The organism is Chachezhania antarctica, assembly GCF_003646465.1.
In the GTDB taxonomy this organism is placed as follows: Bacteria; Pseudomonadota; Alphaproteobacteria; order Rhodobacterales; family Rhodobacteraceae; genus Chachezhania; species Chachezhania antarctica.
Window position 1 is genome coordinate 60,120 of the sequence record NZ_QZEX01000007.1, and the last position, 13,781, is coordinate 73,900.

Consider the following 13,781-nt stretch of genomic DNA (forward strand, 5'->3'; position numbering starts at 1 on the left):
CCGTCCGCCTGCCTTGTCGCATTGAATCTGCGCGCCTGATCGGTCAGTTTGCGCGAAATTACACCCCCAGTCAGCCGGAGCGCAACATGCCCCCCATCGATGTTCCCGTATCCGAAACCTCGGGTCTGAAATACAAGCGCGTGATGCTCAAGATCTCCGGCGAGGCGCTGATGGGCCAGGAAGGCTATGGCCTGCATCCCCCGACCGTCGAACGCATCGCCCGCGAGGTGAAGACGGTCCACGATCTGGGCGCCCAGATCTGCATGGTGATCGGCGGCGGCAACATCTTCCGCGGGCTCTCGGGCTCGGCCCAGGGGATGGAACGGACGACGGCCGATTACATGGGGATGCTCGCCACCGTGATGAACGCGCTGGCGATGCAATCGTCGCTTGAGAATATGGGCGTCTATACCCGCGTGATCTCGGCCATCCGGATGGACGAGGTGTGCGAGCCCTACATCCGCCGCCGCGCCGTGCGCCACCTGGAGAAGGAGCGCGTCTGCATCTTCGCCGCCGGCACGGGCAACCCGTACTTCACGACCGACACGGCGGCCACGCTGCGCGCCAACGAAATGAAGTGCCAGGCGATCTTCAAGGGCACGAAGGTCGACGGGATCTACGACAAGGATCCCAAGAAATTCGACGACGCCACGCGCTACGACGACCTGAGCTATGACCAGTGCCTTGCGGAAAACCTGGGCGTGATGGACGCCACCGCGATCGCGCTGGCGCGCGACAACAATCTGCCGATCATCGTCTTCTCGCTGGACGAACCGGGCGGTTTCAAGGGTATCCTTGCCGGGGAAGGCACCTATACAATGGTGCACGGCTGAGTTTATAGAGCGGTCACGGGCCGTTTGCCTTGGCGCCGGGCCACGGGTCCGGCGCAATGCGTCAGGAGAACCGGCGCGGGCTGCCTGGATGTGCATCCGGGCCGATGGGGAGCGGCCGCGAGGCTGGAACAGATCCGGTAGGGGTCGCGTTGACCGTGGCCGGAGGAGAACGAGAAGACCACCATGTCCGACGATTTCGAACTCGACACCGAAGACCTGCAACGCCGCATGGATGGCGCCATGGCGAACCTGCGGACCGAATTCGCCTCGCTTCGTACCGGGCGGGCCAGTGCATCCATGCTGGAACCCGTCATGGTCGAAGCCTATGGCCAGCCCACGCCGATCAACCAGGTGGGCACCGTGAACGTGCCGGAACCGCGGATGGTCACGATCAACGTCTGGGACAAGGGCCTTGTCGGCAAGGTCGAAAAGGCGATCCGCGAAAGCGGGCTGGGCATCAACCCGCAGCTGAACGGCACCATCATCATGCTGCCGATTCCCGAACTGAACGAGGAACGCCGCCGCGAGCTGACCAAGGTCGCCGGCACCTATGCCGAAAACGCCAGGGTCTCCGTGCGCAACGTACGCCGTGACGGGATGGACCAGATCAAGAAGGCCAAGGCCGACGGCATGAGCGAGGACGACCAGAAATTCTGGGAGACCGAGGTCCAGGAACTGACCGACAAGATGATCGCGGCGGTCGATGCGGCGCTTGAGACCAAGCAAGCCGAGATCATGCATGTCTGAAGCCAGGATCGCTCCGGAAGACATCGTGGACGACCTCCCCGGCCCGAAGAAGGACTTCGCGCCGATCGAGGGGGCGCCGCGGCATGTCGCGATCATCATGGACGGCAACGGCCGTTGGGCGCAGGCCCGCGGGCGGCCGCGGTTGTTCGGCCATCATGCCGGGGCGAAACGGGTACGCGAAATTGTCGAGGCGTGCGAGGATCTGGGTGTCAAATACCTGACGATATTCGCCTTTTCGACCGAGAACTGGAAACGCACTCAGGTCGAGGTGGCCGGGCTGATGAGCCTGTTCCGCCGCTACATCGCCAAGGAAACCCGGGAACTGGACGAACGCGACGCGCGGGTCCGGTTCATCGGGGACCGGGTGAAGCTTGACCGCAAACTGATCGCCCTGATGGACACGCTGGAGGCCGAAACATCGGGCAACGACGGCGTGCAACTGACCGTGGCGCTGAACTACGGCGGCCGGGACGAGGTCGCGCGCGCGACCAAGCGGCTGGCGCAGGACGTGGCCGACGGCAAGCTCGACCCCGCGAAGGTGGACGAGGAAACGCTGCCCAAGTACCTCGATACGCACGTGCTGCCCGACCCGGATCTCGTGATCCGCACCAGCGGGGAGGCACGGATTTCCAACTTCCTTCTCTGGCAGTCGGCCTATGCCGAGTATGAATTTGTCGACACGCTCTGGCCCGATTTCTCGGCCGAGGAATTCGCGCGCCTGTGCGAAAGCTATGCCCGGCGCGACAGGCGTTTCGGGGCCGTGATCAGCTGATATGGACACGGGCCGGAGCGACAGCGCCACCGGCGCCAAGCCAAAGCGCACATGGGCGGATCTGCGGGTGCGGATCATCTCGGGCGCGGTGCTGGCGACGGCGGGGATCGGCGCGCTGAGCATCGGCGGGCTGATCTGGCTCGTCTTCGTGTCGGCGATTGCCGGGCTTCTGACCTGGGAACTCTACACGCTCCTTGACCGCGAAAGCCCCGTGCTTGCATGGCAAATGGGGATCCTGGCGGGGGCCTGTGCGCTTTTTTCCATCATGTTCCGCGCCGAAATGGTCGTGCCGACGTTGCTGGTGCCGCTGGTCGCCACGTGGCTGACCCTGCCGCACGCGCGGCGCATGGCGATGCCGGCGATGGTGCTGATCCTGCTGGCGGCCTTCGGGATGATGTCGGTCCGGAACGAATTCGGCGTGCACTGGATGCTATGGCTGGTTCTTGTCGTGGCCGGGACAGATATTGCGGGCTATTTCGCCGGCAAGTCCATCGGCGGCCCGAAAACATGGCCCAGCCTCAGCCCCAACAAGACATGGGCCGGGACGATCGCCGGCTGGGTGGCCGCGGCCCTGATCGGTGCCTGTTTTGCCATCGGCGTTTCCATGGGGTTCTGGCTGGTGGCCCTGTCGGTGGCGGCGTCCATGGCCTCGCAACTGGCCGATATTGCCGAAAGCGCGATCAAGCGCAGCGTCGGCGCCAAGGACAGCAGCGCGCTGATCCCCGGGCATGGCGGCTTTCTGGACCGCTTCGACGGCATGATCGGCGCGTCGGTGCTGGTCTTGCTGGTGATGACGGCCACGGGCTATCCGGCGGTGACGCCGTGATGCGGCGGGTCTCGATCCTCGGGGTCACGGGTTCCATCGGACAGAACACCATCGACCTGATCTCGCGCGCGCCGGATGAATATGACGTGGTGGCGCTGACCGGGGCAGGGAACATCGACCAGCTGGCGGCGGATGCCGTGCGTCTGCGCGCGGACGTGGCCGTGACAGCGCATGACGACCGGTACGAAGATCTTCAAGCGGCCCTGAAAGGCACGGGCGTTGCCGCGGCAGCGGGCACCGAGGCGCTGATCGAGGCTGCCGCGCGACCGGCCGATTGGGTCATGTCCGCGATCGTCGGCGCGGCCGGGCTGACGCCGGGCCTGACGGCGCTGGAGCAGGGCGCGACGCTGGCGCTGGCCAACAAGGAATCGCTCGTCTGCGCCGGTGCGCTGGTGATGGAAACGGCGCGCGTCAACGACGCGCAGCTGCTGCCCGTGGACAGTGAACATTCGGCGGTCTTCCAGGCGCTGGTGGGGGAAGAAATCGCGGCGGTCGAGCGGGTGATCATCACCGCGTCGGGCGGCGCGTTCCGGGACTGGCCGCTGGATCGGCTGTGCCACGCGACACCGGCCGAGGCGACGACGCACCCGAACTGGACCATGGGCCAGCGGATCACGGTCGACAGTGCCTCCATGTTCAACAAGGCGCTGGAACTGATTGAAACGAAGGAATTCTTCGGCGTCTCGCCCGACCAGATCGAAACGGTGATCCATCCGGAATCGCTGATCCACGCTCTGGTGGGTTTCCGGGACGGCGCGCTGATGGCCCATGTCGGCCCGCCCGACATGCGGCATGCCATAGGCTACGCGCTGCACTGGCCCGAACGGCGGGAACTGCCCGTCGCGCGGCTGGACCTTGCACAGATCGGCGCGTTGACCTTCCGCGCCCCCGAACCCGAACGCTATCCCGCGCTGGCGCTGGCGCGGCAGGTCATGGCGCGCGGCGGTCTGGCGGGCGCGGTCTTCAACGGGGCCAAGGAACGTAGCCTCGATGCCTTCCTGGCCGGTCACATCCGCTTTACCGACATGGCGTCCGTCGTGGCCGATGTGCTGGACTGGGCCGAAGGGCAGGCGGGGCTGCTGGATGCCGCGATGACCTTGGAAAACGTGCGTTTCGCGGATGCCGAAGCACGGCGTGCGGCGGACATGGCCATCGCGAAACGGGCAGGCGCAACGGTCGAAAGTGTCCGGGGATAAGCGCCCGGACTTGATTGACGGCCCGCGCCCCGCACATGCATATGAGCGCGCAACAGCTGGAACGAGCAGGAACCCCACGTGAACATCACCGAGATGCTGCCGCAATTCGGCGGGCTGGCCTATACCATCGTCGCTTTCGTGATCGCCCTGTCGATCATCGTGGCCGTCCATGAATTCGGCCACTACATCGTCGGCCGCTGGTCGGGCATCCATGCCGAGGTGTTCTCGCTGGGGTTCGGCCCCGTCATCTTCTCCCGAGTGGACCGTCGCGGCACCCGCTGGCAATTCGCGGCACTGCCCTTTGGCGGCTACGTGAAATTCCTGGGCGATGCCGATGCGGCCTCCGCCGGGGCGGATGATGCCGCGATGGCGCAGGCGGCCAGAGATCCGGCCGAGTTGCGGCGCACGATGCACGGCGCACCGCTTTGGGCGCGGACGCTGACGGTGCTGGCGGGGCCGGTGTTCAACTTCATCCTGTCGATCATCGTCTTTGCCGTGATCCTGATGGCCCGCGGCGTGCCCAGCGAGCCGCTGACCGTGGGCAATGCCTACGACTTGCCGGGCGGCTTCTACGAGTTGCGGGAAGGGGACGAGGTCCTGGGCATCGCCGGTACCCCCACGCCCGATTTCGGCGATGGGGCGGCGTGGTCCGCGTTCACCAACGACATTCCGCCGGAACCGGTGCTCGACTACCGCATCCGCCGCGACGACCAGCAGATGAACGTCGACGGCCCCTACCTGATGCCGCCCCTGATCCGGCAGGTCGCGCCGCGCAGTGCGTCTTCGGATATCGGGCTGAAGCCGGGCGACGTGATCACGGAAGTGGATGATCAGCCGATCTTCTCGTTCAACGAGCTGCGCGAGATCGTCGAAGGTTCCGACGGGAGACCGCTGCTGCTGAAGGTCTGGCGCGACGGATCTGTGATGGATTTCGCCCTGACGCCCCGCCGCACGGACGAACCGGGCCGGGATGGCGGTTTCGTCACCCACTGGCGCATCGGCATCGTCGGCGGCATGGCCTTTGACCCGGCAACCACCGTCGCCGGACCGCTGGATGCGCTGGAGGGCGGGGTGCGGCAGACGATCGCGATCGTCGAAGGTTCGCTTTCCGGGCTGTGGCACATGGTGACCGGCGCGATCAGCACCTGCAACATGTCCGGACCCATTGGCATCGCCGAGGCCTCGGGCGACATGGCCAGCCAGGGCGCGCAAAGCTTCATCCGCTTCGTTGCTGTCCTGTCCACGGCGGTGGGCCTGCTGAACCTGTTCCCGATCCCGGTTCTGGACGGCGGCCACCTTGTCTTCTTCGCCTACGAGGCCGTCGCGGGCCGTCCGCCCAGCGAACGTGTGCTGCGGGTGTTGATGACCGTGGGGCTGGCGATCATCCTGTCTCTGATGTTCTTCGCGCTGTCGAACGACATTTTCTGCTGACTTCCGGCCGGCCCGATCCGGCGCGGCTGATTCTGGCAGGCGCGGCGATGTCGGTCTCAGGGCGGCCCGGGTCGCCGGCTTGAAGTCCGTCGCCTAACCGGTTTCATTATCTGTCTTTTGATCTTTGCGCCTTGCGCGACAGGGGCCGGGCCTTGTCATACCGCAAACCGCCGGCGGGCGGTTTTGCGGTTTTGACATGGTCCTGATATCCCGGTAACCACTTCTGTGAAGTCTGCTGATATTGGGTCGGGAACACATGGATTCTGCCAACTGCATGGGAAGTGCGTGCCTCACCAACGCGCCGCGTCCATCGAAGTCCGCATCCGTGCGTTTACTGGGCTATATGGCACTTGCGTTCGTGCTGGTGCTGGCACCGCTGAACGAAGCGCTGGCGCAGTCCTACCGGTTCACCGACCTGAAGATCGAAGGGGCTCAACGGATCGAGCCTGCGACGATCATCAGTTATCTCGGTGTCGAACGGGGCCAGGAGATCTCGGCCGCGCAACTGAACGACGGCTACCAGCGGCTGGTCGATTCCGGCGCGTTCGAGACGGTGGAGCTTGTTCCGCAGGGTTCGACCCTCGTCGTGAAGGTCAACGAATATCCGACGATCAACAGGATCAGCTTCGAAGGCAACCGTCGTCTGAAGGACAGTGACCTGTCCGAAGTGATCGAATCGCAATCGCGCCGGGTGCTGAACCCGGCCCAGGCGGAACGCGATGCGTCGCTGATCGCCGAAGCCTATGGCCAGCAGGGCCGGATCGCCGCGCGCGTCCGTCCGCAGATCATTCGCCGCAACGACAACCGCGTCGATCTTGTCTTCGAAATCTCGGAAGGCACCACGGTGGAGATCGAGCGCGTCTCGTTCGTCGGCAACCGCGCGTTTTCGGATCGCCGCCTGCGGCAGGTCCTGCAATCGAAGCAGGCGGGTTTCCTGCGTGCCTTCATCCGCCGCGACACGCTGATCGAGGACCGGATCGAATTCGACAAGCAGGTGCTGCGCGAATTCTACCTGTCGCGCGGTTATGTCGATTTCCGGATCAACAGCGCCAACGTCGAACTGACGCGCGAGCGCGACGGGTTCTTCCTTGTGATGGACATCCATGAAGGCAACCAGTTCACCTTCGGTGAGATCGGGGTCACCTCGGAGATGAGCCAGGCCGTCGCCGCCGACTATGCCGATACGCTCGTGATCAAGCCGGGGGTCGTCTACAACCCCGCGCTTGTGGATCAGGCGATCACGCGGATGGAACGTCTGGGCGTCAAGCAGGGCGTCGACTTCTTGCGGGTCGAACCGCGGGTGACACGCAACGATCGCACCCTGACGCTGGACATGGATTTCGTCCTGTCGCGCGGGCCGCGGATCTTCGTCGAACGCATCGACATCGAAGGCAACACCACGACGCTGGACCGGGTGATCCGCCAGCAGTTCACCACGGTCGAAGGCGATCCGTTCAACCCGCGCGCCATCCGGCAAAGCGCGGAGCGGATCAAGGCGCTTGGCTATTTCGAGACGGCCGATGTCGAGACCCGCGAAGGATCGTCACCCAGCCAGCGGATCGTCGATGTCGAAGTGGAAGAAAAGCCCACCGGCTCGCTGAGCCTCGGCGGTTCGTACTCGGTCGACGAAGGTGTGGGCATCGCCGTCGGCCTGCAGGAAGACAACTTCCTTGGGCGTGGCCAGCGCGTCCGGCTGAGCCTGTCGACCGCGCAGGAGGCCGAATCCTACCAGTTCAGCTTCACGGAGCCCTATCTTCTGGGACGTGACCTGATCTTCAACCTGGATCTCGGGCTTGCAGCGACGGATTCGCGCTTCCGGTCCTACAACACATCGACCACCTATTTCCGCCCAGGCCTGACCTTCGACGTGAACGATTACGGCGCGCTGACCACGGATTACTTCTTCTCGTCGACCAAGCTGGAAGATCAGGATGGCGCCCTGCTGGGGCCGATCCTGAACAGCGAAGTCGCACAGGGCCGCCGGACGGCCAGCGGCATCGGCATCGGCTACACGTTCGATACGCGGACGACCGGGCTCGATCCCAATCGCGGGCTGCTGATTTCCTGGAACACCGACCTGGCCGGGCTGGGCGGCGACAACAAGTACATCAAGTCGACGGCGAAGGCGATCGCACAGACCCGCGTCTGGAACGAGGAAGTCGTGCTGCGGGCAACGTTCGAGGCCGGCGCGCTGCGCTGGGAATCGACCGATGCGGCCAGCCGTTCCACCGACCGTTTCCAGCTGTCGACCGACCAGATGCGCGGCTTCGATCCCGGCGGCATGGGCCCGCGCGAGATCGGCCCGGGCTACAACGATCCTCTGGGCGGCAACCAGTTCGCGGTGCTGCGGCTCGACGCCGACTTCCCCATCGGCCTGCCCGAGGAGCTGGGCGTCCGTGGCGGCGTGTTCTACGACATGGGCTCGGTCTGGAACCTGTCCGACGTGGAAACCAACGGCGCGGGTGCCGTTGGGCGCGATTTCTCCCTTCGTCATGTCATCGGGGTTTCGGTGCTGTGGACCACGGCCATCGGGCCATTGCGGTTCAACTTCTCGAAGGCGCTTCGCAAGGAAACGTTCGACGAGGTCCGCAATTTCGACCTGACGATCCAGGCAAACTTCTGACCGGGCGGCCGTCTTGCGCCGACACGAAGGATCACACAGCGTGTGGCGTCATCTCCTCATAGCCCTGCTGATCGGTTGCTCTGGTTTCGCGGCCGCCCCGTCCGGCGTCGCGGCGCAGGAGACCCCGGACCAGAAGCGTCTTCAGACGCCCGTGCTGACCGTGCGGTCGGAACAGGTGTTCCTGCGGTCGGCCTACGGTCAGCGGATCGAAAGCGATTACAAGTCTGTCCTGGATGTCGTCGCCACCGAGAACCGCCGGATCGAGGCCGAGCTGACGGCCGAGGAGCAGGACCTGACCCGCAAGCGTGACACGATGGAGCACGCGGAGTTTTCGGCGCTGGCGCAGGAATTCGACACCAAGGTCCGCGAGATCCGGCGCGAGCGGGACATGGCGCTGGCCGGGGCGAACCAGACATACGAGGCCTCGCGCGCGCAGTTCTGGGAAGACGTGCGGCCCGTCATGGTCAGCGTCCTGGCCGACAGTGGTGCGGCGGTCATGGTGGAACGGCAGTCGGTCATCGCCAGCGCGGATGCGATCGACGTGACCGACGACGTGGTGGCGCGTATCGACGAAGTGCTGGGCGAAGGCCCCGAGTTGCGGCCGGAAATGCCCTCGATCCTGCAGGAAGGCACGCCCGAAATCACCGATCCGGACAAGCCCTGACACCGGCACTGCTTGCCTGCGCGCGGCCCTGTTGCTAGTCACCGTGCGACCCATTCAAGGACCGATGCCCATGACCGATAGCGAAGCCCCAGCCTTGCAGAGTGCCGACATCCACAAGATCCAGGCCATCCTGCCCCACCGCTATCCGTTCCTTCTGGTCGACAAGGTGGTGGATATCGACGGCACGGTGTCGGCCAAGGGCATCAAGAACGTCACCATGAACGAGCCGCATTTCCAGGGCCATTTCCCCGGAACGCCGATCATGCCGGGCGTGACCATCGTCGAAGCCATGGCGCAGACGGCAGGTGTGATGATCGGCTGTTCGATCGATGACATGGAATCGCAGGACATGCTTTTGTACTTCATGGGGATCGACAATTGCCGCTTCCGCCGCAAGGTCGTGCCCGGCGATGTGCTGGAGCTGAACGTGACCACCACCCGCGGCCGTCCCGGCGCGAAGGTCTGGAAGTTCCAGGGCCGGGCCGAAGTGGACGGCGAATTGGCGGCCGAGGCAGAGTTCTCTGCCATGGTCGACTGGAACCCGAACTGACGGGAGCACCCGCCCCATGACCACCATCCACCCCACCGCCTTCGTCGAAGAGGGCGCCGAGCTGGGCGCAGAATGCGTCATCGGCCCGTTCTGCCTTGTCGGCGCGGATGTGAAACTGGGCCGCGGGGTGGAGTTGAAGAGCCATGTCGTCGTCACCGGCGACACGACCATCGGCGCGGAAACCGTGGTCTTCTCTTTCGCCGTGATCGGGGAAATCCCCCAGGATCTGAAATTCGGCGGGGAAAAATCACGGCTGGAGATCGGTGCACGCTGCCGGATCCGCGAACATGTGACCGTCAATCTGGGCACTGCGGGCGGCGGAAGCCTGACGAAGATCGGCGATGATGCGCTGCTGATGGCCGGCTGCCACGTGGCGCACGACGCGATCCTGGGCGACCGGGTGATCATCGTGAACTCGGCCGCCGTGGCCGGGCATTGCGTGCTGGAAGACGACGTGATCGTCGGCGGTCTCTGCGGCATTCACCAATTCGTCCGCATCGGCCGCGGCGCCATCATCGGCGCGCTGACCATGGTCACGAATGACGTGATCCCTTACGGCCTCGTTCAGGCCCCGCGCGGCGTGCTGGACGGTCTGAACCTCGTCGGCCTGAAGCGCCGGGGCGTGCCCCGGTCCGACATCACGGCACTGCGCGCGGCGTTCCAGATGCTCAGCCAGGGCGAAGGCACCTTCCAGGACCGCGCCCGCCGTCTGGGCGAGGAAACCCAGAGCGACTATGTCCGCCAGATCGTCGATTTCGTCACCGCAGGGACCGACCGGCATTTCCTGACGCCGGGCCCCGGGCACTGACATGTCCGACGCGGCGCACACGAGCCAACGTCAGGTTCGCGCCCGACCCCGAGGGTGGGCACAGAAACGCCTGAACGGCCTGAAGGGAATCGCAAGACCTTTGCGCCCGTTTCAACGCCTCATCCATTCGCGCCCGCCCTGGGGGACGGGGTCGGGCGCGAACCGGGTCGCAGGCGATCCGGGGGGGCCTGCTGTCTCGGATAGCACGTGTGTTGTGGCGCCGTCATTTCATACCGGGGGCTGCTTATGCAGGCACTGATCGCAGGAGGCGGCGGACTGCCCGCAGCCATCGTCGCCGCCATGGAGACACGGCCTTTCATCTGTGCCTTCGAAGCGACGGAGCCCGAGGGCCTGACACCCGACCTGACCTTCCGCGTCGAAACGCTGGGCACCCTTCTGGCCGAACTGAAGGGCCAGGGCGTGAAGGAGCTTTGCATGGCCGGCGCCGTGACCCGTCCGCAGATCGACCCGCTGGCCATCGATACCGCCACCCTGCCGCTGGTTCCCGTGATCATGGAGGCGATGGCGCAGGGCGATGACGGCACGCTGCGCACCGCCATCCGCATCTTCGAAGGGCAGGGCTTCACGGTCCTTGGCGCGCACGAGATCGCGCCGCATCTGCTGATGGCGCCCGGCTGCCCGACGCTCCGCCAACCGGGCGAGGCCGAGGAGCGCGATGCCGCCCGCGGAGCCGATGTCGTCGCCGCCATGAGCGCCGTGGACATCGGGCAGGCCTGCGCGGTGCGGGGCGGGCTGGTGGTGGCGGTCGAGACCGTGTTCGGGACCGACTGGATGCTGGCCAGCCTCGTCAACCAGCTGGACGTGCTGCAGACCGAAGGCGGCATCCTCTACAAGGCGCCGAAAACGGGGCAGGAGCGGCGCGCAGACCTGCCGACCATCGGGCCGGAGACCATCCGCGCCGCGGCGGATGCGGGGCTGGCAGGTGTCGTGATCGAGGCGGAGGGCGTGCTGGTGCTGGACCGCGAGGCGGTGATCGCCGATTGTGACCGGCTGGAGCTGTTCCTCTGGTCGCGGGCGCCATGAGGGTCTTCCTCATCGCCGGCGAGGCGTCGGGCGACGCGCTTGGCGGGGCGCTGATGGAGGGACTGAAGGCGCTGATATCCGGCGTGACATTCGACGGTGTCGGCGGCCCGATGATGCAGGCGCAGGGGCTGAAAAGCCGCTTCCCGATGGAGGAGCTGTCGATCATGGGCCTGGCCGAGGTGTTGCCCAAGTACTTCCACCTGAAACGCCGGATCCGGGAGGTGGCCAATGCTGTCACCCAAACGCAACCGGACGTCCTGATCACCATCGACAGCCCGGATTTCTGCCTGCGCGTGGCGAAGCTGGTGAAGGACGCGCGTCCGGACCTGCGCACGGTCCACTACGTCGCGCCGTCGGTCTGGGCCTGGCGTCCGGGACGGGCGGCGAAGATGGCGACCGTCATCGACCACGTACTGGCGCTGCTGCCGTTCGAGCCGCCCTACATGGAAGCGGCCGGCATGGATTGCGATTTCGTGGGCCACCCGGTGGTCGCGCAACCGCAGGCGACCGCGGCCGAGATCGCGGCGTTTCGCGCGGCTCATGACTTGGGCGACGCGCCGATACTGCTGATTCTGCCGGGGTCGCGGAAGGGAGAGGTCACGCGACTGGCAGCTGTCTTCGGACAGGCTCTGGCACCGGTTCTGGCCGAACATCCCGACCTGCGCGTCGTCGTGCCTGCCGCCGGTGGCGTGGCGGACCTGGTGCGCGAGCAGGTCGCGCATTGGCCCGGGACGCCCTTGGTGCTGGACCCGCGGACGGGATCGGCAGACGAGGCCGCGCGGGACAAGCGGGCCGCGTTCGGCGCGGCCGCGGCGGCGATCGCGGCGTCGGGGACGGTGTCGCTGGAACTGGCAGCAGCCGGCACACCGATGGTGATCGCCTACGATTTCAACCCGGTCACGCGGATGATGATGAAACGGATGATCCGGATCGACACGGTGACACTGGTCAACCTTGTCAGCGACACGCGCGTCGTTCCGGAATGCCTGGCCGGGAACTGCCGCCCCGACCGGATCGCGGCGGCGCTGTCCGGCGTTCTGGCCGACCCGTCGGCGCAGGAGGCCGCGATGGCCCTGACGATGGAACGGCTGGGGCAGGGCGGGGAGGCGCCCGGTCTGCGCGCCGCGCGGGCGGTGATGCGCGGGCTGAGCCCGTCATAGAAGGGCGCATGGGTTGACCGGTTCCCATGGCGGCAGTACCCGATTCCGGCATCCAATACACGAACGGGCGGGGCCATGGGCAAGGCACATGATTTCACGACACGGGTGATCTGGACCGGCAATCGCGGGGAGGGCACGCGCAGCTATCGCGGCTACGACCGGACATGGGACATCGCCGCGCCGGGCAAGCCTGTCGTGCACTGTTCGAACGATCCGATGCTGGGCGGCGATCCGGCGAAGATGAACCCGGAAGACCTGCTGCTCTCGGCGCTCTCGGCCTGTCACATGCTGTGGTACCTGCACATGGCGAGCGACGCGGGTGTCGTGGTGCTGTCCTATCGGGACGATCCGGTGGGACATGGCGAGTCCGAGCCGTCGGGCAAGGGCCGGTTCCTGTCGGCGGATTTGCGACCGCTGATCGAGGTGCCGGCGGGCACGGATCTGGAGGCCGCGGCGGCGATCCATGACCGGATTCATGAGGTCTGCTTCATTGCCCGGTCCGTGAACTTCCCTGTCCGCTGCATGCCCGATTTCCGGACGGTGTGATCGCCTGGGCCCGCCCCCGCGGCCGGCCCGCCCACCCACCCCCGTCGGATCGCTTTCGCGATCCTCCTTGCCGGCCGCGGGGGCGGGCCGGTGTCGACAGGCGCTGAGAGGGGTGCATTTTTCCGATTGCGGCAGTGCCGTCCGGACGGTATAGCCTGCCCCTACACGGACGGTCCTTCGGGACCGTACAGGCTCGCGTAGCTCAGCTGGATAGAGTGTCGCCCTCCGAAGGCGAAGGTCACAGGTTCGAATCCTGTCGCGAGCGCCACTTCCCCCCCTTCAGTATTGTATCGAAGCGTGTGGATGGACGCGCGCGCGTGCGGACGCCGGCAATCGGCGCGCGCAGGAAATGTTGAAGATTGTCTGGAATATGCGGCTGCGGGCGCAGCTAGCGGCCTAGAACACGGCCTTGAAGATCATCCACAGGACGCCGATCCATATGCACAGTCCCAGCACGGCGGCCGGCAGAATCCACCAGCCTGACATCAGGCGGCGCGTTCCGGCCCGCGCCGTCCGCACAATGGGTGCGTAAAGCGGCCGGATAGCTGCGGCTATCGTGCTCATAATCTGTGTCCTCCCGA

General features: G+C 65.8%; 14 protein-coding genes and 1 tRNA gene. 14 read left to right on the forward strand and 1 reads right to left on the reverse strand.

Annotated elements, in window-relative coordinates:
- Positions 1–86 precede the first annotated feature (86 nt).
- The 14 genes from pyrH (at position 87) to D4754_RS14795 (ending at position 13,468) form a co-directional block, all read left to right on the forward strand.
- Positions 87–833, forward strand: a complete 747-nt coding sequence (pyrH, locus tag D4754_RS14730) for a UMP kinase (RefSeq protein ID WP_121064909.1) — start codon at positions 87–89, stop codon at positions 831–833.
- Positions 834–1,016: 183 nt separating this feature from the next.
- The gene (gene frr, locus D4754_RS14735; RefSeq protein WP_121064911.1) at positions 1,017–1,580 is read left to right on the forward strand and encodes a ribosome recycling factor; all 564 of its coding nucleotides are present in this window, start codon (positions 1,017–1,019) and stop codon (positions 1,578–1,580) included.
- Positions 1,573–2,352, forward strand: a complete 780-nt coding sequence (locus tag D4754_RS14740; RefSeq protein ID WP_121064913.1) for an isoprenyl transferase — start codon at positions 1,573–1,575, stop codon at positions 2,350–2,352. The genes frr and D4754_RS14740 overlap by 8 nt, the downstream gene beginning before the upstream one ends.
- A gap of 1 nt (position 2,353) precedes the next feature.
- The gene (locus D4754_RS14745) at positions 2,354–3,178 is read left to right on the forward strand and encodes a phosphatidate cytidylyltransferase (RefSeq protein ID WP_121064915.1); all 825 of its coding nucleotides are present in this window, start codon (positions 2,354–2,356) and stop codon (positions 3,176–3,178) included.
- The gene (gene dxr / locus D4754_RS14750) at positions 3,178–4,374 is read left to right on the forward strand and encodes a 1-deoxy-D-xylulose-5-phosphate reductoisomerase (protein WP_121064917.1); all 1,197 of its coding nucleotides are present in this window, start codon (positions 3,178–3,180) and stop codon (positions 4,372–4,374) included. Before D4754_RS14745 ends, dxr begins: the two co-directional genes overlap by 1 nt.
- A gap of 78 nt (positions 4,375–4,452) precedes the next feature.
- Positions 4,453–5,805, forward strand: coding sequence for an RIP metalloprotease RseP (gene rseP / locus D4754_RS14755; protein WP_121064919.1), 1,353 nt, complete (start codon positions 4,453–4,455; stop codon positions 5,803–5,805).
- A gap of 343 nt (positions 5,806–6,148) precedes the next feature.
- Complete coding sequence (gene bamA / locus D4754_RS14760; protein ID WP_121064921.1) at positions 6,149–8,428, forward strand: outer membrane protein assembly factor BamA; 2,280 nt, start codon at positions 6,149–6,151, stop codon at positions 8,426–8,428.
- A gap of 40 nt (positions 8,429–8,468) precedes the next feature.
- Positions 8,469–9,092, forward strand: coding sequence for an OmpH/Skp family outer membrane protein (locus D4754_RS14765; protein WP_163025931.1), 624 nt, complete (start codon positions 8,469–8,471; stop codon positions 9,090–9,092).
- 70 nt (positions 9,093–9,162) lie between these two features.
- Entirely contained in the window at positions 9,163–9,642 is a 480-nt protein-coding gene (gene fabZ, locus D4754_RS14770) for a 3-hydroxyacyl-ACP dehydratase FabZ (protein WP_121064925.1), read from the forward strand.
- A gap of 16 nt (positions 9,643–9,658) precedes the next feature.
- Positions 9,659–10,450, forward strand: coding sequence for an acyl-ACP--UDP-N-acetylglucosamine O-acyltransferase (lpxA, locus tag D4754_RS14775; protein ID WP_121064927.1), 792 nt, complete (start codon positions 9,659–9,661; stop codon positions 10,448–10,450).
- A gap of 246 nt (positions 10,451–10,696) precedes the next feature.
- Positions 10,697–11,494, forward strand: a complete 798-nt coding sequence (locus tag D4754_RS14780) for an LpxI family protein (RefSeq protein WP_121064929.1) — start codon at positions 10,697–10,699, stop codon at positions 11,492–11,494.
- The gene (lpxB, locus tag D4754_RS14785) at positions 11,491–12,654 is read left to right on the forward strand and encodes a lipid-A-disaccharide synthase (protein ID WP_121064931.1); all 1,164 of its coding nucleotides are present in this window, start codon (positions 11,491–11,493) and stop codon (positions 12,652–12,654) included. Before D4754_RS14780 ends, lpxB begins: the two co-directional genes overlap by 4 nt.
- Before the next feature lie 75 nt (positions 12,655–12,729).
- Complete coding sequence (locus D4754_RS14790) at positions 12,730–13,200, forward strand: OsmC family protein (RefSeq protein WP_121064933.1); 471 nt, start codon at positions 12,730–12,732, stop codon at positions 13,198–13,200.
- A gap of 191 nt (positions 13,201–13,391) precedes the next feature.
- Positions 13,392–13,468: transfer RNA gene (locus D4754_RS14795), tRNA-Arg, on the forward strand.
- A gap of 128 nt (positions 13,469–13,596) precedes the next feature.
- On the opposite strand, the gene D4754_RS24035 is transcribed toward D4754_RS14795, so the two are convergent.
- Positions 13,597–13,764 (reverse strand): hypothetical protein, encoded by a 168-nt coding sequence (locus D4754_RS24035; protein ID WP_163025932.1) that lies wholly within the window; start codon positions 13,762–13,764, stop codon positions 13,597–13,599.
- Positions 13,765–13,781 lie beyond the last annotated feature (17 nt).

What these genes read in the sequence shown, in the direction of transcription:
- pyrH (WP_121064909.1), top strand. Translation starts at nt 87, where the DNA reads ATGCCCCCCATCGATGTTCCCGTATCCGAAACCTCGGGTCTGAAATAC.
- frr (WP_121064911.1), top strand. Translation starts at nt 1,017, where the DNA reads ATGTCCGACGATTTCGAACTCGACACCGAAGACCTGCAACGCCGCATG.
- D4754_RS14740 (WP_121064913.1), top strand. Translation starts at nt 1,573, where the DNA reads ATGTCTGAAGCCAGGATCGCTCCGGAAGACATCGTGGACGACCTCCCC.
- D4754_RS14745 (WP_121064915.1), top strand. Translation starts at nt 2,354, where the DNA reads ATGGACACGGGCCGGAGCGACAGCGCCACCGGCGCCAAGCCAAAGCGC.
- dxr (WP_121064917.1), top strand. Translation starts at nt 3,178, where the DNA reads ATGCGGCGGGTCTCGATCCTCGGGGTCACGGGTTCCATCGGACAGAAC.
- bamA (WP_121064921.1), top strand. Translation starts at nt 6,149, where the DNA reads ATGGCACTTGCGTTCGTGCTGGTGCTGGCACCGCTGAACGAAGCGCTG.
- fabZ (WP_121064925.1), top strand. Translation starts at nt 9,163, where the DNA reads ATGACCGATAGCGAAGCCCCAGCCTTGCAGAGTGCCGACATCCACAAG.
- lpxA (WP_121064927.1), top strand. Translation starts at nt 9,659, where the DNA reads ATGACCACCATCCACCCCACCGCCTTCGTCGAAGAGGGCGCCGAGCTG.
- D4754_RS14780 (WP_121064929.1), top strand. Translation starts at nt 10,697, where the DNA reads ATGCAGGCACTGATCGCAGGAGGCGGCGGACTGCCCGCAGCCATCGTC.
- lpxB (WP_121064931.1), top strand. Translation starts at nt 11,491, where the DNA reads ATGAGGGTCTTCCTCATCGCCGGCGAGGCGTCGGGCGACGCGCTTGGC.
- D4754_RS14790 (WP_121064933.1), top strand. Translation starts at nt 12,730, where the DNA reads ATGGGCAAGGCACATGATTTCACGACACGGGTGATCTGGACCGGCAAT.
- D4754_RS24035 (WP_163025932.1), bottom strand. Translation starts at nt 13,764, where the DNA reads ATGAGCACGATAGCCGCAGCTATCCGGCCGCTTTACGCACCCATTGTG.